This is a genomic window from Microbacterium invictum (assembly GCF_034421375.1).
Classification (GTDB): Bacteria; Actinomycetota; Actinomycetes; order Actinomycetales; family Microbacteriaceae; genus Microbacterium; species Microbacterium invictum_A.
The window spans coordinates 2,120,359-2,138,772 of record NZ_CP139779.1 but is presented as its reverse complement, the minus strand read 5'-3'; the positions used below and the strand labels follow the sequence as shown (position 1 = coordinate 2,138,772).

21 protein-coding genes are annotated in these 18,414 nt (G+C 70.7%); 8 read left to right on the top strand and 13 right to left on the bottom strand.

The features are described from left to right. Positions 1-22 precede the first annotated feature (22 nt). Genes T9R20_RS10365 through T9R20_RS10355 form a run of 3 tightly spaced genes read left to right on the top strand, consistent with a single transcriptional unit; the run spans position 23 to position 2,897 of the window. Entirely contained in the window at positions 23-352 is a 330-nt protein-coding gene (locus tag T9R20_RS10365) for a metal-sulfur cluster assembly factor (protein ID WP_263795653.1), read from the top strand. Between the two features lie 8 nt (positions 353-360). Further along, positions 361-1,512: a MalY/PatB family protein gene (locus tag T9R20_RS10360; RefSeq protein ID WP_322409236.1), complete on the top strand. Its 1,152-nt coding sequence runs from the start codon at positions 361-363 to the stop codon at positions 1,510-1,512. Further along, complete coding sequence (locus T9R20_RS10355) at positions 1,509-2,897, top strand: MFS transporter (protein ID WP_322409235.1); 1,389 nt, start codon at positions 1,509-1,511, stop codon at positions 2,895-2,897. The genes T9R20_RS10360 and T9R20_RS10355 overlap by 4 nt, the downstream gene beginning before the upstream one ends. 18 nt (positions 2,898-2,915) lie before the next feature. Here the strand turns inward: T9R20_RS10355 and T9R20_RS10350 are convergent, their stop codons facing one another. The 6 genes from T9R20_RS10350 to T9R20_RS10325 form a co-directional block, all read right to left on the bottom strand. Next, positions 2,916-3,812: a siderophore-interacting protein gene (locus T9R20_RS10350; protein ID WP_322409233.1), complete on the bottom strand. Its 897-nt coding sequence runs from the start codon at positions 3,810-3,812 to the stop codon at positions 2,916-2,918. After that, positions 3,809-4,645, bottom strand: a complete 837-nt coding sequence (locus T9R20_RS10345) for an ABC transporter ATP-binding protein (RefSeq protein WP_322409231.1) — start codon at positions 4,643-4,645, stop codon at positions 3,809-3,811. Before T9R20_RS10345 ends, T9R20_RS10350 begins: the two co-directional genes overlap by 4 nt. Next, positions 4,642-5,706 (bottom strand): FecCD family ABC transporter permease, encoded by a 1,065-nt coding sequence (locus tag T9R20_RS10340; RefSeq protein WP_322409230.1) that lies wholly within the window; start codon positions 5,704-5,706, stop codon positions 4,642-4,644. The genes T9R20_RS10345 and T9R20_RS10340 overlap by 4 nt, the downstream gene beginning before the upstream one ends. Then, positions 5,703-6,752: an iron ABC transporter permease gene (locus tag T9R20_RS10335; RefSeq protein ID WP_322409229.1), complete on the bottom strand. Its 1,050-nt coding sequence runs from the start codon at positions 6,750-6,752 to the stop codon at positions 5,703-5,705. Before T9R20_RS10335 ends, T9R20_RS10340 begins: the two co-directional genes overlap by 4 nt. Positions 6,753-6,768: 16 nt before the next feature. After that, positions 6,769-7,803: an iron-siderophore ABC transporter substrate-binding protein gene (locus T9R20_RS10330; protein ID WP_322409228.1), complete on the bottom strand. Its 1,035-nt coding sequence runs from the start codon at positions 7,801-7,803 to the stop codon at positions 6,769-6,771. Between the two features lie 122 nt (positions 7,804-7,925). Next, positions 7,926-8,555 carry a biotin transporter BioY gene (locus T9R20_RS10325; protein WP_322409227.1) on the bottom strand — a complete coding sequence of 210 codons (630 nt, stop codon included), beginning with the start codon at positions 8,553-8,555 and terminating at the stop codon, positions 7,926-7,928. Between the two features lie 108 nt (positions 8,556-8,663). Between T9R20_RS10325 and T9R20_RS10320 the strand changes: the two genes are divergently transcribed. Then, positions 8,664-10,262: an ABC-F family ATP-binding cassette domain-containing protein gene (locus tag T9R20_RS10320; RefSeq protein ID WP_322409226.1), complete on the top strand. Its 1,599-nt coding sequence runs from the start codon at positions 8,664-8,666 to the stop codon at positions 10,260-10,262. Between the two features lie 24 nt (positions 10,263-10,286). On the opposite strand, the gene T9R20_RS10315 is transcribed toward T9R20_RS10320, so the two are convergent. The 4 genes from T9R20_RS10315 to T9R20_RS10300 form a co-directional block, all read right to left on the bottom strand. Next, a complete protein-coding gene (locus T9R20_RS10315) occupies positions 10,287-11,201 on the bottom strand; it encodes an SURF1 family protein (RefSeq protein ID WP_322409225.1) in 915 nt (304 codons plus the stop codon). Continuing rightward, on the bottom strand, positions 11,198-11,416 hold the full coding sequence (locus T9R20_RS10310; protein WP_322409224.1) for a hypothetical protein: 219 nt from the start codon (positions 11,414-11,416) through the stop codon (positions 11,198-11,200). The genes T9R20_RS10315 and T9R20_RS10310 overlap by 4 nt, the downstream gene beginning before the upstream one ends. After that, entirely contained in the window at positions 11,413-11,685 is a 273-nt protein-coding gene (locus tag T9R20_RS10305; RefSeq protein WP_416182977.1) for a DUF3099 domain-containing protein, read from the bottom strand. Before T9R20_RS10305 ends, T9R20_RS10310 begins: the two co-directional genes overlap by 4 nt. Before the next feature lie 194 nt (positions 11,686-11,879). Beyond that, positions 11,880-12,380 (bottom strand): DUF4190 domain-containing protein, encoded by a 501-nt coding sequence (locus T9R20_RS10300; RefSeq protein ID WP_322409222.1) that lies wholly within the window; start codon positions 12,378-12,380, stop codon positions 11,880-11,882. A 77-nt stretch (positions 12,381-12,457) separates the two neighbouring features. Here T9R20_RS10300 and T9R20_RS10295 point away from each other — a divergent pair, with 77 nt between their 5' ends. Further along, complete coding sequence (locus T9R20_RS10295) at positions 12,458-13,168, top strand: beta-ketoacyl-ACP reductase (protein ID WP_322409221.1); 711 nt, start codon at positions 12,458-12,460, stop codon at positions 13,166-13,168. Between the two features lie 55 nt (positions 13,169-13,223). Here T9R20_RS10295 and serB read toward each other — a convergent pair whose 3' ends face one another. After that, positions 13,224-13,862, bottom strand: coding sequence for a phosphoserine phosphatase SerB (serB, locus tag T9R20_RS10290; RefSeq protein WP_322409220.1), 639 nt, complete (start codon positions 13,860-13,862; stop codon positions 13,224-13,226). 28 nt (positions 13,863-13,890) lie between these two features. After that, positions 13,891-15,135: a glucose-1-phosphate adenylyltransferase gene (locus tag T9R20_RS10285; protein WP_322409219.1), complete on the bottom strand. Its 1,245-nt coding sequence runs from the start codon at positions 15,133-15,135 to the stop codon at positions 13,891-13,893. A gap of 77 nt (positions 15,136-15,212) precedes the next feature. Here T9R20_RS10285 and glgA point away from each other — a divergent pair, with 77 nt between their 5' ends. The 3 genes from glgA to T9R20_RS10270 all read left to right on the top strand — a co-directional run bounded on the left by glgA (position 15,213) and on the right by T9R20_RS10270 (position 17,600). After that, on the top strand, positions 15,213-16,418 hold the full coding sequence (glgA, locus tag T9R20_RS10280) for a glycogen synthase (RefSeq protein WP_322409218.1): 1,206 nt from the start codon (positions 15,213-15,215) through the stop codon (positions 16,416-16,418). Between the two features lie 30 nt (positions 16,419-16,448). After that, positions 16,449-17,234, top strand: coding sequence for an ABC transporter ATP-binding protein (locus tag T9R20_RS10275; protein WP_322409217.1), 786 nt, complete (start codon positions 16,449-16,451; stop codon positions 17,232-17,234). A 114-nt stretch (positions 17,235-17,348) separates the two neighbouring features. Continuing rightward, positions 17,349-17,600, top strand: a complete 252-nt coding sequence (locus T9R20_RS10270; protein WP_124293105.1) for a type B 50S ribosomal protein L31 — start codon at positions 17,349-17,351, stop codon at positions 17,598-17,600. A 46-nt stretch (positions 17,601-17,646) separates the two neighbouring features. Here T9R20_RS10270 and T9R20_RS10265 read toward each other — a convergent pair whose 3' ends face one another. Beyond that, positions 17,647-18,402: an exonuclease domain-containing protein gene (locus tag T9R20_RS10265; RefSeq protein ID WP_322409216.1), complete on the bottom strand. Its 756-nt coding sequence runs from the start codon at positions 18,400-18,402 to the stop codon at positions 17,647-17,649. Between the last annotated feature and the right edge of the window lie 12 nt (positions 18,403-18,414).

The window sequence follows — 18,414 nt, the reverse complement described above, 5'->3', positions numbered from 1 at the left end:
TGACCCCGCGTAGGATGCAGCCATGACCGCGACGCTCACCTCCGAGAAGTACGACGAGGTCACCGAGGCCCTCAAGGACGTGATGGATCCCGAGCTCGGGATCAACGTCGTCGACCTGGGCCTCATCTACGATCTCGCCTGGGATGACGAGAACGACGCCCTCGTCATCCACATGACACTCACCTCGGCGGGCTGCCCGTTGACCGACGTCCTCGAGGAGCAGACCGCTCAGGCACTGGACGAGGTCGTCGAGCGATTCCGCATCAACTGGGTGTGGATGCCGCCGTGGGGTCCGGAGCGCATCACCGACGACGGGCGCGACATGATGCGCGCTCTGGGCTTCGCGATCTGACCGGGGGAGTGCGACCCCTCGACGCGCTCCCGCTGCCCGAGCTGCGGGAGCGCTCCAGCGCGAAGTGGCGGGCCTACCCCGACGACGTGCTGCCGCTGTTCGTCGCCGAGACCGATTTCGCCCTCGCGCCCGCGATCACCGAGCGCCTGCGCCGCGCGGTCGAGCTCGGCGACACCGGCTACGCGGCGCGCGCGTCGGGCGTCCGCGAGGCCTACGCCGGGTTCGCGGGTCGTCGATTCGGGTGGCATCCTGATCCGGCCCTGATGAAGACGACCTGCGACGTCATGATGGGTGTCGTCGAGATCCTCCGGCAGGTGACGCGACCGGGTGACCGCGTCGTCGTCATGCCGCCGGTCTACCCGCCGTTCTTCGACGCTGTCGCCGAGGCGGGCGCGGTGGTCGAGCGGGTGCCCCTCGTGATCGGCGCCGAGGGGTCGGAGATTGATCTCGACGGGGTCGAAGCGGCGCTCGTGGGCGGCGCGCGGGCGATCCTCCTGTGCCACCCCCACAACCCCACCGGGACGGTGCACGCGCCCGCGATCCTGAGACGGCTCGCGGAGCTCGCCGCTGCGCACGATGCCGTCGTCGTCAGCGACGAGATCCACGCGCCCATGGCGCACCCGGATGCGGGCTTCGTCCCGTTCCTCGCGGTGTCTGACACCGCTTCCTCGGTCGGATTCGCTCTGGTCAGCGCGAGCAAGGCGTTCAACCTCGCCGGTCTGAAGTGCGCGATCATGGTCGCCGGCACGGCCGAGCGGTCCGGCACCCTCCGGTCCCTTCCCGTCGAGGTGGAGTGGCGCACGAGCATCTTCGGTGCGCACGCCGCGGTCGCCGCGTTCACCCACAGCGACGACTGGCTGGACGCGCTCCTGGTGCGTCTGGACGTCAATCGCCGGCTGCTGCAGGGTCTCCTCGCCGATCACCTCCCCCTTGCGCGGTACCGCATCCCGCCCGCCGGGTTCCTCGGATGGGTGGACCTCAGCGCCTACGGGTGGGGCGATGATCCGGGGCGCCGGATCCTCCGCGACGCGCGGGTGGCGTTCCATTTCGGACCGCAGTTCGGCGCAGAGGGGCGGGGACACGTGCGGGTGAACTTCGGCTGCGATCCCGAGATGCTGCGCGAGGCGGTCGCCCGGGTCGGCGCCCTCGCCGGCGCATGACCGCGCCGCGCGCCTCGGCCGGCGTCGCACCCCCGTCCGTGTGGGGCGCGCCGTTCGTCTGGGTGACCTTCGGAGCGGTCGCCCTCATCTTCCTCGCGGCGACCCAGGCGCTGGCGGTGACCACGGTGATGCCCGTCGTCAGCGCCGATCTCGACGGCGACCGCCTCTACGCCGTCGCTTTCGCCGGCACACTCGCCACGAGTGTCATCGGCATGGTGGCGGTGGGTGCCTGGTGCGATCGCGGCGGTGTGCTCGCGCCGCTCAGCACCGCGGTCGGACTGTTCGTGCTCGGTCTGCTGATCGCGGGGCTCGCTCCCAGCATGCCCGCTCTCGTGGCCGGCCGACTCGTTCAGGGTCTCGGAACCGGCGGGCAGACGGTCGCCCTGTACGTCGTCGTCGCCCGTGTCTACCCGGGGATCGTGCACGGCCGCGTCTTCGCGGCGTTCTCGGCGGCGTGGGTCGTGCCCTCGCTCATCGGTCCCTTCCTCGCCGGTGCGGTGGCGGAGTTCCTGCACTGGCGGTGGGTGTTCCTGGGCGTCGCCGCGCTCACGGTCGTCGCGTTCGTCATGGTGCTGGCGCGTCTTCGCGGCCTTCCGCTCGACACCGACGAGCCCGCCACCGCACGGGTGGGGCCGCGGCTCGCCTGCGCCCTCGTCGTCGCCGTCGGCGCGCTGGGGCTCAGCCTCGCCGGCGAGCTCGGCGGGTGGGCGTGGGTCGCGGTGGCGGCCTCCATCGTCATGATCGCCCTCGCGGCGCGTCCGCTGCTTCCCGCGGGCGCTCTGCGCGCCGCCCCCGGGCTGCCCAGTGTGGTCCTGATGCGCGGACTCATCGCCGGGGCGCTGTTCGGTGCCGAGATCTACATCCCCTACCTGCTCATCGACGACTACGGCTTCTCGCCGACCTGGGCGGGCCTCGGACTCACCGCGGCCGCCCTGGCGTGGGCGGGCGCGGCGGAAGTGCAGGGCCGCATCGGGGATCGCCTCGGCAGCACCCGGATCACCCTCATCGGAACAGCGCTGCTGGCCGTTTCGCTGCTCATCGCGGTGGCCACTGCGGCGCTGAGTCTTGCGCCCCTCGTCCTCATCGCCGGCTGGAGCCTCGCCGGCGCCGGCATGGGATTGATGTACCCGCGCCTGACGGTGCTGACGCTGGCGTACTCGACGCCCCAGAACCAGGGGTTCAACTCCTCGGCGCTGTCGATCTCGGATGCCGTCGGTTCGGCGTCATCCATCGCGGTGATGGGGCTCGTCTTCACTCTCCTGGCGGGGACGGATGCGGGCTTCCCCGCCGTGTTCGTGATCGGCACGCTCCTCGCTCTCGCGGCGCTCCTCCCGGGGCTCCGCCTCGGACACGCGCACGAGGAGCGGTCCGCGCGTCGCGCGTGAGATGGCCACGCACCGGATTCAGTTCTCCGCCCGTCCCAGACGCCAGTAGCCCATGAAGGCGACCGCCCGCCGGTCCACCCCCTGCTCGGCGACGAGGTGGCGTCGCAGCGCCTTGATGGCGCTCGCTTCGCCGGCCAGCCAGGAGTAGAGCGGGGCCTTCTTCAGCGCGGCGCCTCCCTTGGCGGTGCGGGGGACCTCCCAGAGGATCCCCTCGTCGATGTCGATCTCTTCGATCTCGCCCCCGCGCCCGGCTGGGGCGAGTCGTTCGACGGCCTGCTCCACGGCGGCCACGAGATGAGCGTGACGAGGACCGTCGCCGCGCGCGGCGACGAGGTAGTCGAAGCCGGGATGGCGTGGCAGGTAGTCGACATCCTTTTCGTGGGGGACCTCCACCGCGACCACCCCCTGGGCGTCGGGGGCGAGCTGCTCGAGGATCACCGCAATGGCCGGGGCCGCCGTCTCGTCGCCCGCGAGGAGGAGATTCTCGGTGTGCCGGGGCGGCACGAAGTCGACGCCAAGGCTCACACCCCGGTGCGCGATGGTGGGCGCGAGGATCAGCACCTCATCGCCCTCCTTCGCGCCCGCGATCCACGCGGACGCCGGGCCGGAGACGTCATGCGCGACCATGTCGATGTCCACCTCGCGGGCCTCGTGGCGCACCGCGCGCGTGGTGTAGGTGCGGAACGGCAGCCGTTCGTCAGCGGACTGCGCGCGCCACGCGGTGTACCAGTCTTCACCGGTCGGCATCGCGTCCAGGGTGAGTCCGGCGGTCGGGAAGACCACCTTCACGCGCTGGTCGTATCCCGGGTCGCCGTACTGATCCAGATCGTCACCGGCGAACGTGAACCGCCGGAAGCTCGGCGTCAAGTCCCTGATGCGCGAGACGTGGACGCGGAAGAAGCGCATCGCGCTCATCGGGAGACCTCCGGGTGGGTTTCTGCGGGGGTGCGGGTGGCGTGATGGCGACCGCGGGGCAGGACGATCGGAGCGCCCGAGACGGGATCGTCGATGACGACGGCGTCGAGGTCGAACACGTCGCCGATGAGATCCCCGGTGAGGATGTCGCGGGGCGGCCCCTCCGCCACGACGCGCCCGTCGCGCAGCGCGAACAGATGGTCGGCATACCGGGCGGCGAGGTTCATGTCGTGCAGGACCATGACGATGGTCGTTCCGCGGGCGCGGTTCAGATCCGTGAGGAGGTCGAGCACCTCGATCTGGTGGGCGACGTCGAGGAAGGTGGTCGGTTCGTCCAGCAGCAGGATGTCGGTCTCCTGCGCGAGGGCCATCGCGATCCACACCCGCTGACGCTGGCCCCCGGAGAGCTCGTCCATGGGTCGATCGGCCAGGTCGGCGACACCCGTGGCCTCGAGCGCCTGCGCGACGACCTCGTAGTCGCGGGTGCTCCACCGCGCGAGAGGACGCTGGTGCGGGTGGCGGCCGCGACCGACGAGGTCGGCCACGGCGATCCCCTCCGGCGCGATCGGACTCTGGGGGAGGAGCGCCAGCATCCTGGCAACCTCCTTGGACTTCCGCGTGTGCAGCGCCTCGCCGTCCAGGACCACGCGTCCCGACTGCGGAGCGAGCAGACGGGCCAGCGCCCGCAGGAGCGTGGACTTCCCGCAGCCGTTCGCGCCGATGATCGCGGTGACCCGACCCGACGGGACGACGAGGTCCAGCTCTGGCACGATCAGCCGACTCCCGTAAGCGAGGGTGAGCCCCTCGGCGGCCAGGCGATGGGCGGTGGTCATAGCGAGCCTCCGGAGCGGTTCGTCCTGATGAGGAGGTAGATGAGGTAGGGGGCGCCGAGGACGCCCGTGATGACGCCGACCGGCAGACGGTTCTCGAAGGCGAACTGGCCGACGAGATCCGCGCTGAGGACGAGGAGCGCGCCGACGACTCCCGCGGGGACGAGGAGCGACCCGGCAGGCCCGATGAGACGCGCCGCGATCGGCCCGGCCATGAACGCCACGAACGCGATGGGCCCCGTCGCCGCCGTCGCGAAGGCGAGGAGCGCGACGGCGGCGACGATGAGAAGAAGCCGGCTGCGTGTCAGGGCGACGCCCAGGGCCGCCGCGGTGTCATCCCCGAGGCGGAGCGCGTCGAGATTGCGGGTCTGACCGATCATCACCGGCACCAGGATCGCCGCCGCGATCACGACAGGAGTCAGGGTCTGCCAGTCGGCGCCGTTGAGGCTGCCGGTGAGCCATCGCATCGCGACCTGCAGATCCCAGACCGCTGCCCGGGAGAGGACGTAGGTGATGACGCTGTCGAGCATTGCAGCGACACCGATGCCGATGAGGATCAGGCGCGTTCCGGCGAACCCGTCCTTGTGGGCCAGGAGCCAGATCACCAGTGCGGTCGCGAGCGCGCCGGCGAGGGCGAGGAGCGACACCGCCGTCTCCGACAGGGAGAGCACGACGATGCCGGTCACCGCTGCGGCACTGGCGCCTGCGCTGATCCCGATGATGTCGGGGGATGCCAGCGGATTGCGGAGGAGGGATTGGAAGGTGACCCCGGCCATCCCGAACGCGAACCCGGCGAACAGGCCGAGGAGCGAGCGGGGGAGTCGCAGCTCCCCCACGGTAAACGACGCCCCGGTGACCTGCTCGCCGAGGATGACCCGGAACACGTCGCCGGGACCGTAGAAGGTGTTGCCGATCATGAGCGACACGGCGAAGACCGCAGCGATCGCCACCGAGAGCGCCCCGATGACGGCCACCCGACGGGTCGCCCGCCGCCGACGGCCGCGCGCGATCGTCCGCGCGGTCGTCGAGGCCGCGAGGAGGGAGGGGGTGCGTACCGCGGTCACAATTCGCGCACCCGCTGCCGGCGGACGATCCAGATGAAGAAGGGGGCGCCGATGAGGGCGGTGAGGATGCCGACCTCGATCTCCTCCGGTCGCGCGACGATCCGACCGATCACGTCTGCGGTGAGCAGGAGATCGGCGCCGACGACCGCCGAGAGGGGCAGCAGCCAGCGATGGTCGGTCCCGATGAGAAGTCGGCAGAGGTGCGGGATGACGAGGCCGACGAACCCGATCGGACCGGCGACGGCGGTCGCCGCGCCGCAGAGGATGACAGCGCCGGCGGAAGACAGCAGACGGGTCTGGCCGACGTTCTCGCCCAGCCCCGCGGCGAGGTCGTCTCCGAGCGCCAGGGAGTTCATGCCGCGGGCCGTGAGCAGGCAGATGAGCGCGCCGAGGCCGAGGACGGGAAGGACGGCGAGGAGGCGGTCCCAGGTGGCGCCGCCCACGCCGCCGATCTGCCAGAACCGGAAGGTCTCCATCACGTCCACCCGGGGGAGGAGGATGGCGCTGACCAGCGATGCGAACGCCGCAGAGACCGCGGCGCCCGCCAGCGCGAGCTTGAGCGGAGTCGCGCCGCCGCGTCCGAGCGACCCGACCGCGTAGACGAAGACGGCGGCTCCCCCCGCGCCGGCGATCGCGAGTCCCATGGTGCTCCAGGGATCGGCCACGCCGAAGAACGCGAGCCCGATGACCACCGCCAGTGCCGCGCCGCCGGAGACGCCGAGGATCCCCGGATCGGCCAGCGGATTGCGGGTGACGGCCTGCATCGTCGCCCCGGCCAGCGCGAGGGCGGCCCCCACCACCGCGGCGAGCACGGTCCGGGGGACGCGTGCCACCACGGCGGCCTCTCCGACGGTGTCGGTGCGGCCCGAGAGGGCGGCGAGGAGCTCTGACACGGTGACGTCACGTGCCCCGAACGCGATCGATGCGGTGCACAGCACCACCAGCAGGACGAGCGACGCCCCCAGCCACGCCCACCGCACCCCTGCCGGACGCCGCAGAGGAGCGGCGGCGTCCGGCAGGGGCGCGGGGGCGAGCGAGGTCGTCACGATCGAGCGGGAGCGATCAGTTCACGGCGCCGTCGAGAAGTGCGAAGTACTCCTCGATGCCCCAGCCGATCGACAGCGGCGAGGGGTTCGCCGACGCGGCGAGGGGCGTGCTGTTCTCGAGGACCGCGATGTTGCCGTTCGCGATCGCCGGGATCTGCGAGAGCAGCGGGTCGGCCTGCAGCTCGGAGACGAGGGCGCCGTCCGCGTCGCCGTAGGTGACGAAGACGTCGACGTCGGCGAAGCGGTCGGCCTCTTCGGCGCTGACGCTGAGGTAGAACTCCTCGGTGTCGGCCGACATCTCCTCGACCGTGGTCGGCAGCGGCATCCCGAGGGAGGCGAGGAAGCCGGGGCGGGTGTCCAGTGCGGTGTAGAACCCGATCTGGCTGAGGTCGGCGGGGTCCAGATAGGAGAACAGCACCTTCCCCTCGGCGAGGTCGGGGTGAGCGGCGAGGGCCTCGTCCACCTGCGCGTGCAGATCCTCGATGAGGGCGGCCCCCTCATCCGCGCGCCCGAGGGCAGCGGAGTTCATCTCGATCATCTCTTCGTAGGAGGTGCCCCACGCCACCTCGGGGTAGGCCACCACGGGGGCGATCTTCGACAGCGTGTCGTAGTCCTCCTGCGTGAGGCCCGAGTACGCAGCGAGGATCACGTCGGGCTGGGTGTCCGCGACGGCTTCGAAGTCGATGCCGTCGGTCTCGTCGAACAGCACGGGGGTTTCCGCGCCGAGCTCCTCGAGCTGGTCCTCCACCCACGGCAGCACGCCGTCGCCGTCGTCGTCACCCCAGGTCGCCTTGCTCATGCCCACCGGCACGATCCCGAGTGCCAGCGGCACTTCGTGGTTGCCCCACGCGACGGCGGCCACACGCTCGGGCTGCTCCGAAATCGTGGTCTCGCCGAACGCGTGGGAGATGGTCACCGGGAACGCGCCGTCCGCAGAGGCCGCGGCATCGTCGGCAGTGCTGCCGGTCGCCGCCGAGCCCGCGCAGCCGGCGAGGGAGAGAGTGAAGACGAGGCCGGCGCCGAGTGCGGCGGCCTTACGGAATCGGGTCAACGGAGCCTCCAGGGAGATTAGGACAGCCTTACTTTACCTGAGCCGATTCGCGCCGCCATCCCTCATGACGAAACCCCGGCCGCCGGGCCGGGGTTTCGCTCGATGTCGAGAGATCGGAACGGTCAGGGGCGATCGAGTCTGCGGACGAGGGCCCACGCGGCCGGGATGAGGGCTGCCGCGATCGCGGCCTTGACGATGCCGCCGACGATGAAGGGGAACAGCCCCAGCTCGAGGATCTGCCAGAACGACAGGTCCATGCCGGCGACGACGTTGAGGATGAGGGCCATGTAGGGGATGCCGAAGAGGAACGGGATCACGCTCGCTGCGGCGAAGCCGAGGAAGGCCAGGGCGGGTCGGCGATCCCAGGCGCGCTCGGCGAACCATCCGGCGACCGCCGCTGCGGCGATGAACCCGATGATGAACCCGAAGCTCGGCTTGGCGACCGCCGCGAGCGTCCCGGTGAAGTCGGCGAAGACCGGCAGGCCCGCGAGCCCCGCGAGCAGGTACGCGGTGAGGCTGAGGGCGCCGCGGCGGGCGCCGAGGGCGGCGCCGACCACGATCACCCCGAGGGTCTGCCCCGTGATCGGGACCGGCCACAGCGGGATCGACACCTGCGCGAGAACGGCGACGAACAGCGCGCCGGCGCTCACGAGGGCGGCGTCGACGGCGAAGGCACGGGTGCGGGACGAGGGGCGCGCGATGACGTCGGCGAGGACGCGGCGCGGGCGGGGGGCGACGGCGATCGATGACATGCGCTCAGCCTAGGAGACGGCACGGGATCAGGCGAAGCCGGTGCGGTCTTATACTGGGATGCTGGCCACTCGGCCATCCCACCCCCGCTGACCGATCGGACGTTCGCCGTGCTCGCCGTACACGACCTCGAGATCCGCGTGGGCGCCCGCGTGCTGATGTCCGAGGTGTCTTTCCGGGTGTCCGGCGGCGACAAGGTCGGGCTCGTGGGCCGCAACGGTGCGGGCAAGACCACACTCACGAAGGTGCTCGCGGGCGATCTGATCCCCGCACAGGGGCGCGTCGACCGTTCCGGCGAGATCGGCTACCTGCCGCAGGATCCGCGTTCCGGGGATCCCGAGATGCTCGCCCGCACCCGCATCCTCGACGCGCGAGGACTCGGGACGATCGCCATCGGCATGCAGGAGTCGTCGATGTCGATGGCCTCCGACGACGCCGATGTCGCGGCCCGGGCCATGCGCCGGTACGCCCAGCTCACCGAGCGATTCGAGGCTCTCGGCGGATACGCGGCCGAGGCCGAGGCGGCCTCGATCGCCCACAACCTCTCGCTTCCCGATCGCATCCTCGATCAACCGCTGAAGACCCTGTCCGGCGGTCAGCGCCGACGCATCGAGCTCGCGCGCATCCTGTTCTCCGACGCCGGCACGATGATCCTGGACGAGCCCACCAACCACCTCGATGCCGACAGCGTGGTGTGGCTGCGCGAGTTCCTCAAGGGCTACAAGGGCGGGCTCATCGTCATCTCCCACGACGTCGAGCTGGTCGGTGAGACGGTGAACCGCGTGTTCTACCTCGACGCCAACCGGCAGGTGATCGACGTCTACAACATGAACTGGAAGAACTACCTCCGCCAGCGGGTGGCCGACGAGGAGCGTCGAAAGAAGGAGCGCGCGAACGTCGAGAAGAAGGCGACCGTCCTGCAGCAGCAGGCGGCCCGCTTCGGGGCGAAGGCGTCGAAGGCGGCCGCCGCCCACCAGATGGTCGCGCGGGCGGAGAAGATGCTCGCGGGCCTCGAGGACGTCCGCCAGGAGGATCGGGTCGCCAAGCTCCGCTTCCCCAAGCCCGCCTCCTGCGGCAGGACGCCGCTGACGGCCGCCGGACTGTCGAAGTCCTACGGGTCGCTCGAGATCTTCACCGACGTCGACCTCGCGATCGACCGCGGGTCGAAGGTCGTCGTCCTCGGCCTGAACGGCGCCGGCAAGACGACCCTCCTGCGCATCCTCGCGGGTGTGGACGCCCCCGACACCGGCACGGTCGACCCGGGCCACGGGTTGAAGATCGGCTATTACGCGCAGGAGCACGAGAACCTCGACGTCTCCCGCTCGGTGCTGGAGAACATGATGTCGGCAGCGCCGGACATCACGGCCACCGAGGCGCGGAAGGTGCTCGGCTCGTTCCTGTTCACCGGCGACGACGTGCTCAAGCCCGCCGGCGTGCTCTCAGGGGGCGAGAAGACGCGGCTGTCGCTGGCGACGCTCGTGGTCTCCAGCGCCAACGTGCTCCTGCTCGATGAGCCGACGAACAACCTCGATCCGGCCTCGCGCGAGGAGATCCTCGATGCCCTCGCGCACTACGAGGGCGCCGTCGTCCTCGTCTCACACGACGAGGGCGCCGTTCACGCCCTCAATCCGGAGCGGGTGCTGATCCTGCCCGATGGTGTGGAAGACATCTGGGGGCGCGACTACGCCGAGCTGATCTCGCTGGCCTGACCCGTCGGCCGGCCGGCCCAGGCCTCACGAGCGCCGTTCGGAGCCCGCCGCGTCGAGCAGGGCATCCTCTTCGCTCGCATCGGGATCCCGGCGGCGGCGTGCGCGGCCGGCCTTCTCGCCCAGGTCGTCGACGACGGGAACGGCGTCGGCGCGGCGCGTCGGGCCCTCGTGGCTCTCATCCTCCCGATCCTCGCGCCGGTGACGGAGCTCGGTCCGGATGATGTACCCGATGAAGACGAATCCCATGATCGCGAAGAGGATCCACTGGATCGCGTACGACAGATGCGGACCGGGATCCTCCGAGGGCACCTCGAGCGCGGACGGCGCGGGAGAGACCGCCGGATCCTCACGGGCCATCAGCGCGTACAGCGAGGGCTGCAGGGCGGCCGACGTGTCGGCGGGGAGCCGCTCGGCCACAAGACCGAGGTTGATCGTCGGTACCTGTCCGTCGGGGGCCGATCGACCCGAACGGGGAGCTGCCTCCTCGGGACGCAGTCGCGCCTCGACGGTCACCGTGCCCGCCGGCGGTGCCGGGACCGCATCGGGCTCGGCCTGGTCGGCGCCCGGCGGAATCCAGCCGCGGTTGACCAGGATGACGCGGCCGTCCTCGAGGAGGAAGGGCACCAGAACCTCGAAGGCCGCGGTTCCGCCGTGGGGGCGATTTCGCACGAGCAGCTGCTGGTCGGCGAGGTAGCGTCCGGACAGTTCGACCGGGCGCCACTCGTCGTCGGGGTCGAGGACCGATCCGGCGGGAACGACCTCGCCCAGCGGCACCGGGGCGGCATCGTAGTTCTGCTCGACCACCCGGAGCTCTTCGGAGCGCTCGCCGTTGCGCGAGAACTGCCAGTTCGACAGGAAGGCGCACGCGATCGCGAACAGCACCGCGACCAGCGCGTAGCCGGTCCAGCGGACGAGGGGACCCGTTCGCGCGCTGCTCATGATCCGGATGGCGCCCGGTCGAGGGCTGAGACGTCCACCGGGAACGCACGGGCGGCGAGGAACTCCCGCAGGTAGTCCCGATGATCCGGGCAGGCGACCCACGTCTTCCAGCGATCCGGGGCATGGATGCGCGGGTTCCGCCAGCGGATCAGCCAGGTCGCCGCGGCGCGGCATCCCGCCCGCGAGCACTGCGCCTCGGACTGCCCGCCGCTCACTCGTCCTCTCCGCGGCGCGGCGGCGGCGCGGACTCCTGGATGCGCAGCACCCGATCGACCGGAGGGGGTGCGGGCTCCGCGGCGACAGGGGTCGAGATCTGCCGCTCCGGGTTCTCGGACCGGACGACCCGGTCGGTGGCCCCGACGTTCGCGAAGACCACGGCGACGTAGGGAAGGAACACCGCGCCGAGGGCGAACACCCAGGTGTACCAGCCGTAGGGGGTGATGAGCACCATCAGGATGAAGCAGAGGACGCGTACGCCCATCATCGCGAGGTAGCGGGCTGATCGCGCACCGGAATCGTCACGGGGTGCACGGGGCAGCGACGTGGCGGATGGGGGCCTCGACGAGCGGTTCACGATGCCACCAGGGTACGCCGCGTAGAGGGGGGCGGCTCCGGCGAGCATCAACAGTTTCTCGATCGCAAGAGATCTGCTCCGAGTCGATCCGCGGCCGCGGAAGCTCAGGAGAGCGTGCCGGTGGTTGCGCTGCCGATGATCAGCGGCAGGAACGACAGGAAGAACAGGATGAACAGGAGGATGAAGCCCAGCCCGACGTAGCCGACGATCGTGCCCGCGAGGGCGAGACCTCGCCCCTGCTCGCCGGTGCGCTTGATCTGCGAGAGGGCCATGTGACCGGTGATCACGCCGACCAGGGAGCCGATGAAGGGGAGCACGACGAACGCCACGATCGACGAGATCAGCGAGACGATCGCGAGGACGTTCGTCTTCGGGCCGGCGTATGCGCCGTAGGGGGCGGTTCCGCCGTAGGGCGCGGCACCGTAGGGGGCCTGGGCGGCGTAGGGCGCGGCCGAGCCGTACGGCGCCTGCGCCGCGGCGGGCGGGTCGTAGGCCGGCGGCTGGCCGTACGCGGGCGGCGTCGGCGATCCCTGCGGCGCACCCGGGTACGGCGGGACGGAGGGAGCGTTCGGATCGGTGCCCTGCGGGTTGTCGGGTGTGCTCACGGTGCGCCTCTCTGGTCTGGCTCCAGGGTCCCAGGCCGCCGTCCCGGGTGTCAAACCTGGCTGGATAGGCTGGGGGGATGAGCAACGATCGTGTCGTCCTGGTCACCGGGGGAAACCGCGGCATCGGCCGCGCCATCGCCGAGCGCTTCGTGGCCGACGGGTACCGGGTCGCCGTCACCGCCCGCTCGGGGGAGGGGCCGGAGGGCACCCTGACCGTCCGGGCGGATGTCACCGACGCCGCTGCTCTCGACGCCGCGATGACCGAGGTCGAGCAGGAGCTGGGCCCCGTGACGATCGTCGTCGCCAATGCCGGGATCACGCGGGACACGCTTCTCCTGCGCATGAGCGACGACGACTTCGACAGTGTCATCGCCACCAACCTCGGAGGGGCCTTCCGCGTGGTCAAACGCGCGTCGAAGGGCATGATCCGCGCGCGCTTCGGCCGCATCATCCTGATCTCCAGCGTGGTCGGGTTGTACGGTTCCGCCGGGCAGGTCAACTACGCCGCCTCCAAGAGCGGACTCGTGGGATTCGCGCGCTCGCTGACCCGTGAGCTCGGCGGCCGCGGGATCACGGCCAACGTCGTGGCGCCCGGGTTCATCGAGACGGACATGACCGCCGAACTCCCCGCCGACACCCAGGCCGAGTACAAGAAGAACATCCCCGCGGGTCGCTTCGGCGATGCCGCCGAGGTCGCCGGCGTCGTGTCGTGGCTCGCGTCCGATGACGCGGCGTACATCTCCGGCGCGGTCATCCCCGTGGACGGTGGGCTCGGGATGGGGCACTGAGCCCTCGGGATCGCCGTCCCCGCCCACGCCTCATGCTCGGCGTCCCCGACCGCGCCTAGGGGAGCAGGGGGATGACGTGCCGCAGATCCACCGGCCCGATCACGAGGTCGGCGCGAGCGCGGACGAGCGGCTTGGCGTTGAAGGCGAGGCCGAGCGCGGCCCTGGACATCATCGCGAGGTCGTTGGCTCCGTCGCCGATCGCCAGGGTGCGCGCCCGGGGGACCCGGTGATCGTCCGCCCAGGCCGCCAGAGTGGCCGCCTTCGCCTCGGCATCCACGATCGGCCCGGACACCTCCCCGGTCAGGACGTCGTCCTCGACGGCGAGTCGGTTGGCCCGCCAGAGATCGACGCCGAGGCTCGGGGCGACAGTGTCGAGGATCTCGTGGAAGCCGCCTGAGACCACCCCGACGATCCCGCCGCGATCGTGCACCGCGGCGATGAGCTCTGCGGCGCCCGGCGTCGGCTCGACCCGGGCGCGGACCCGGTCGAGGGCCGAGAGCGGAACATCGGCGAGTGTCCTCACACGCGCGCGCAGGCTGCTGGCGAAGTCGACCTCGCCCCGCATCGCGGCCTCGGTGGCGGCGGCGACCTCCGCCCCACGGCCGGCCTCATCGGCGATGAGCTCGATCACCTCGTTGCGGATCAGAGTCGAGTCGGCGTCGAGGACGACCAGGAATCGCGGGGGCTCGCTCACCCCTCCACCGTAGCGGCGGCCCGACAGGTCACCGATCGACGAAGACGCCCTTGCCGACGACGGTGATCCCGCTGTCGGTGACGGTGAATCCGCGGGCGATGTCGCGTTCTCGGTCGACCCCCACCGTGGCGCCGTCGGCCATGACGACGTTCTTGTCGAGGATCGCACGATGGATCCGCGCGCCGGCGCCCACCTGCACGTGATCGAACAGCACGGCGTCCGTGATCGTCGATCCCCCCGCGGCGAGCGTCCACGGACCCACGACACTGCGCTCGAGATGGGTTCCCGAGAGGACGGACCCGAGCGACACGATCGAATCGATGGAGTTGCCGATGCGGCCCACGGAGTCGCGGACGAACTTCGCAGGCGGGGAGTTGACCGCCTGCGAGTGGATCGGCCACTGCATGTTGTACAGGTTGAAGATGGGCAGGGTCGAGATCAGGTCCTGGTGGGCCTCGAAGAACGAATCGATCGTCCCGACGTCCCGCCAGTACGACCGGTCGCGGTCGTTCGATCCCGGCACGTCGTTGCGGACCATGTCGTACACGCCCGCCTCGCCGCGACCGACGAAGTAGGGCACGATGTCGCCACCCATGTCGTGATTGGAGGTGGGGATCTCGCCGTCGGCCTCGACGGCCTCGATCAGCGCGTCGGCGTCGAAGATGTAGTTGCCCATCGAGGCGAGCACCTGATCGGGTGCGTCGGCGAGGCCCTGGGGCTGCTGCGGCTTCTCGAGGAAGTCGCGGATCCGGCTGGGGTCGTCGGAATCGACGTCGATCACACCGAACTGGTCGGCCAGCGAGATCGGCTGGCGGATGCCGGCCACCGTGGCCCGAGCGCCCGATTCGATATGGGCGGCGAGCATCTGCCGGAAATCCATCCGGTACACGTGGTCGGCGCCGATCACGATGACGATGTCGGGCTGCTCGTCGTTGATCAGGTTCAGGCTCTGCAGGATCGCGTCGGCCGACCCCGAGAACCACCGCTTCCCGAGTCTCTGCTGCGCGGGCACCGACGCGACATAGGAGTCCAGCAAGGCGGACATCCGCCACGTCTGGGACACGTGCCGGTCGAGGCTGTGGGACTTGTACTGCGTGAGGACGACGATCTGCCGAAGCCCGGAGTTGATCAGATTCGATATGGCGAAATCGATCAGCCGGTACTGGCCGCCGAACGGCACGGCGGGCTTGGCGCGGTCGGCGGTCAGGGGCATGAGTCGCTTCCCCTCGCCGCCGGCGAGGATGATTCCGAAGACCTTCGGCGCTGCAGGCATGGCACCACCCTAGGCCCGGTTTCGCGCGGGAACCCAGCGACTGTCCACAGATGCCCGCGTGTACTAGGTTTCGACCCATGCGCGTGGACATGATCACCAAGGAGTACCCGCCGGAGATCTACGGCGGCGCCGGAGTGCACGTGACCGAACTGGTCCGGGCGCTGCGGGCCGGAGGCGGCGGCGAGGCCGTGGATGTGCGCGTCCGTGCCTTCGGTGCCGACCGCGACGAGGCCGACACCACCTCCTACCGGGTGCCGGCCGAACTGGGCGCTGCCAACGCGGCCGTCCAGACCCTCGGCACCGACCTCGAGATCGTGACGGATGTCGGCGGGGCCGACGTCGTGCACAGCCACACCTGGTACGCCAACTTCGCCGGGCACCTCTCGTCGCTCCTCCACGGGATCCCGCACGTGCTCACCGCCCACAGCCTCGAACCACTCCGTCCGTGGAAGGCCGAGCAGCTCGGCGGGGGGTACGCGGTCTCGAGCTGGGTGGAGCGGGTGGCGTACGAGCACGCTGCGGCCATCGTGGCGGTGAGCGAGGGCATGCGCGCGGACATCCTCCGCAGCTATCCCGCCGTCGATCCCGGGAAGGTCCGGGTGATCTACAACGGGATCGACACCGATGGCTGGCACCCGGTGGCCGATGAGTCGATGCTGCAGAGCCTGGGCGTGGATCCGGCACGACCGTCGGTCGTCTTCGTCGGACGCATCACCCGCCAGAAAGGCCTGCCCTACCTGCTGCGGGCGGCCGCGCAGCTGCCGCCGGAGGTGCAGCTGGTCCTCTGCGCGGGGGCTCCGGACACCCCGCAGATCATGGCCGAGGTCGAGGGGCTCGTCCGCGGGCTGCAAGAGACGCGTGACGGCGTGGTGTGGCTGGACCGCCTGCTCTCGCGACACGAACTGTGTACGGTGCTCACCGCGGCCACCGCGTTCGTCTGCCCCTCGGTGTACGAGCCTCTCGGGATCGTGAACCTCGAGGCCATGGCATGCGGCGCCGCCGTGGTCGGCACCGCCACCGGAGGCATCCCCGAGGTCGTCGTGGACGGGGTCACGGGGCGGCTGGTCCCGATCGAGCAGATGGATGACGGCACGGGAACGCCGCTGGATCCCGACCGGTTCGTCGCCGATCTCGCCGCCGCGCTCACCGAAGTGGTCAGCGACCCCGCCCGCGCGCGCGAGTGGGGAGAAGCCGGGCGTCGCCGGGCGATCGCCGACTTCAGCTGGCAGAGCATCGCCGCCCAGACGGCGGCTCTGTACCGGGAGGTCGCCGCGGCGCCGTGAGCGACCAGGCCCGGCCGATAGGCTGGGGTCATGCCGCAGGTGCTGGAGTTCTCCGACGTCGTCGTCCGCAGGAACGCCCGTGACATCATCGACCGTCTCGACTGGGAGGTCAGCGATGATCAGCGGTGGGTGGTCCTCGGCCCCAACGGCGCAGGGAAGACGACGATCCTGCAGCTCGCCGACACCCTGATCCACCCGACCTCGGGGACGGTGACGATCCTCGGCGAACGCCTGGGCCGCACGGACGTGTTCGAACTACGGCCGCGCATCGGCTTCGCCTCGAGCGCCATGGCGCGTCGGATCCCCGGGGACGAGACGGTGCTGAACGTCGTCCTGACCGCGGCGTTCTCGGTCGTCGGACGCTGGCGCGAGGACTACGAGGACATCGACGAACGGCGCGCTCTGCGCGTCCTCGCCGAATGGCGTCTGGAGGAGCTCGCCGATCGCACGTTCGGCACGCTGTCCGACGGCGAGCAGAAGCGGGTGCAGATCGCCCGCTCGATCATGACCGACCCCGAGCTCCTCCTCCTCGACGAGCCGACCGCGAGCCTCGACCTCGGTGCGCGTGAAGAGCTGCTCACGCTTCTCGGAGGATACGCACAGGCGCCGACCACGCCGGCGATGGTGATGGTGACCCATCACGTTGAGGAGATCCCGGTGGGCTTCACCCACGTGCTGCTGCTGCGCGAGGGGCGGGCGGTCGCGGCAGGACCCCTCGCCGAGGCGCTGACGGGGGAGACGCTGACCGAGACGTTCGGCACCCCGATCGTGCTGCGCGAAGAGGATGGCCGCTTCACCGCGCGCGCCGCTCGGTGACGCCACCTCCGGCCTCCGGAAGAGCGCGGTTCGGCAGACCGCGTCGACGCCTGGTAGACTCGCTCGCTGGTGCTCTCGCACCGAAGACTTTCCGTCGCTCCCGCAAGGATTCCCATGAAGACTGACATCCACCCCGACTACCGCGCGGTCGTGTTCCGCGACCTCGGCTCGGGCGAGACCTTCCTCACCCGTTCCACCGTCACCAGCGACAAGACGATCGAGCTCGACGGCGTCGAGTACCCCGTGATCGACGTGGAGATCTCGTCGGCCTCGCACCCGTTCTACACGGGTAAGCAGCGCATCCTGGACTCGGCCGGCCGCGTCGAGAAGTTCAACCAGCGCTTCAAGAACTTCGGCGGCCGCTGAGCCGTCGGAAGAAGCCCTCGACCGTGGTCGGGGGCTTTTTCGCGCGTCACCGCACCGGCCACGTGCCGTCGACCTCGTCCGCGGGGTCGATGCGGCCGATCCTCACGAAGTACTCGGTGAGGCTGGCGGCCTGATCGCGCGCCCAGGCGATCTGCTCGACGTGGATCGCACGGGCGGTCGGCGGGAGCAGGCCACGGTACCGTCGCCCCAGGGCCTGCGCCACACGTCCCGCTGCCCGAGCGTCGGCGGCGGCCTCGTGGGCGGCGTCGAGGCTCACCGCGTAGTGCGCCGCGACCCTGTCGAGCGTGCGCTTGCCTCTGCGGTACCGATCGACGTGCCGATCGATGACGAGGGGATCGAACACGGGGGACGGATGATCGAGCGGCGCGACGCCGTGTCGCAGCGCTTCGTGCCGCAGCAGGGAGAAGTCGTACGCGGCGTTGTAGGCGACCACCGGGATGCCCGCGTCGAGGATGCCGCGAAGGCACCCGACGATCTCGGCGACCACCTCCGCCGCGGGACGCCCCGTGGCGCGGGCCTCAGCCGTGGAGATCCCGTGCACCGCGGTCGCCGCCGCGGGGATCTCCACACCCGGGTCGGCCCGCCAGGATCGTCCGCAGACGGCCGCACCCGTGGCATCCAGCAGTCCGACGTGCCCGGTGACCACCCTGTCGGAGCGCACGTCCACCCCGGTGGTCTCCAGATCGAACACGCCCACGACGCGAAGCCAGGGCGGCGGGTCGCCGCGCAGGGGGACCGGCGTCGGCGCGGCGGGATCGGAAGCGGGGCGAGGGATCGTCATGGCTCGGAACCG

Coding starts and splice junctions, on each gene's coding strand:
- T9R20_RS10365 (WP_263795653.1), top strand. CDS start 23: ATGACCGCGACGCTCACCTCCGAGAAGTACGACGAGGTCACCGAGGCC.
- T9R20_RS10355 (WP_322409235.1), top strand. CDS start 1,509: ATGACCGCGCCGCGCGCCTCGGCCGGCGTCGCACCCCCGTCCGTGTGG.
- T9R20_RS10350 (WP_322409233.1), bottom strand. CDS start 3,812: ATGAGCGCGATGCGCTTCTTCCGCGTCCACGTCTCGCGCATCAGGGAC.
- T9R20_RS10345 (WP_322409231.1), bottom strand. CDS start 4,645: ATGACCACCGCCCATCGCCTGGCCGCCGAGGGGCTCACCCTCGCTTAC.
- T9R20_RS10325 (WP_322409227.1), bottom strand. CDS start 8,555: ATGTCATCGATCGCCGTCGCCCCCCGCCCGCGCCGCGTCCTCGCCGAC.
- T9R20_RS10315 (WP_322409225.1), bottom strand. CDS start 11,201: ATGAGCAGCGCGCGAACGGGTCCCCTCGTCCGCTGGACCGGCTACGCG.
- T9R20_RS10305 (WP_416182977.1), bottom strand. CDS start 11,685: ATGATGGGCGTACGCGTCCTCTGCTTCATCCTGATGGTGCTCATCACC.
- T9R20_RS10295 (WP_322409221.1), top strand. CDS start 12,458: ATGAGCAACGATCGTGTCGTCCTGGTCACCGGGGGAAACCGCGGCATC.
- T9R20_RS10285 (WP_322409219.1), bottom strand. CDS start 15,135: ATGCCTGCAGCGCCGAAGGTCTTCGGAATCATCCTCGCCGGCGGCGAG.
- glgA (WP_322409218.1), top strand. CDS start 15,213: ATGCGCGTGGACATGATCACCAAGGAGTACCCGCCGGAGATCTACGGC.
- T9R20_RS10275 (WP_322409217.1), top strand. CDS start 16,449: ATGCCGCAGGTGCTGGAGTTCTCCGACGTCGTCGTCCGCAGGAACGCC.
- T9R20_RS10270 (WP_124293105.1), top strand. CDS start 17,349: ATGAAGACTGACATCCACCCCGACTACCGCGCGGTCGTGTTCCGCGAC.
- T9R20_RS10265 (WP_322409216.1), bottom strand. CDS start 18,402: ATGACGATCCCTCGCCCCGCTTCCGATCCCGCCGCGCCGACGCCGGTC.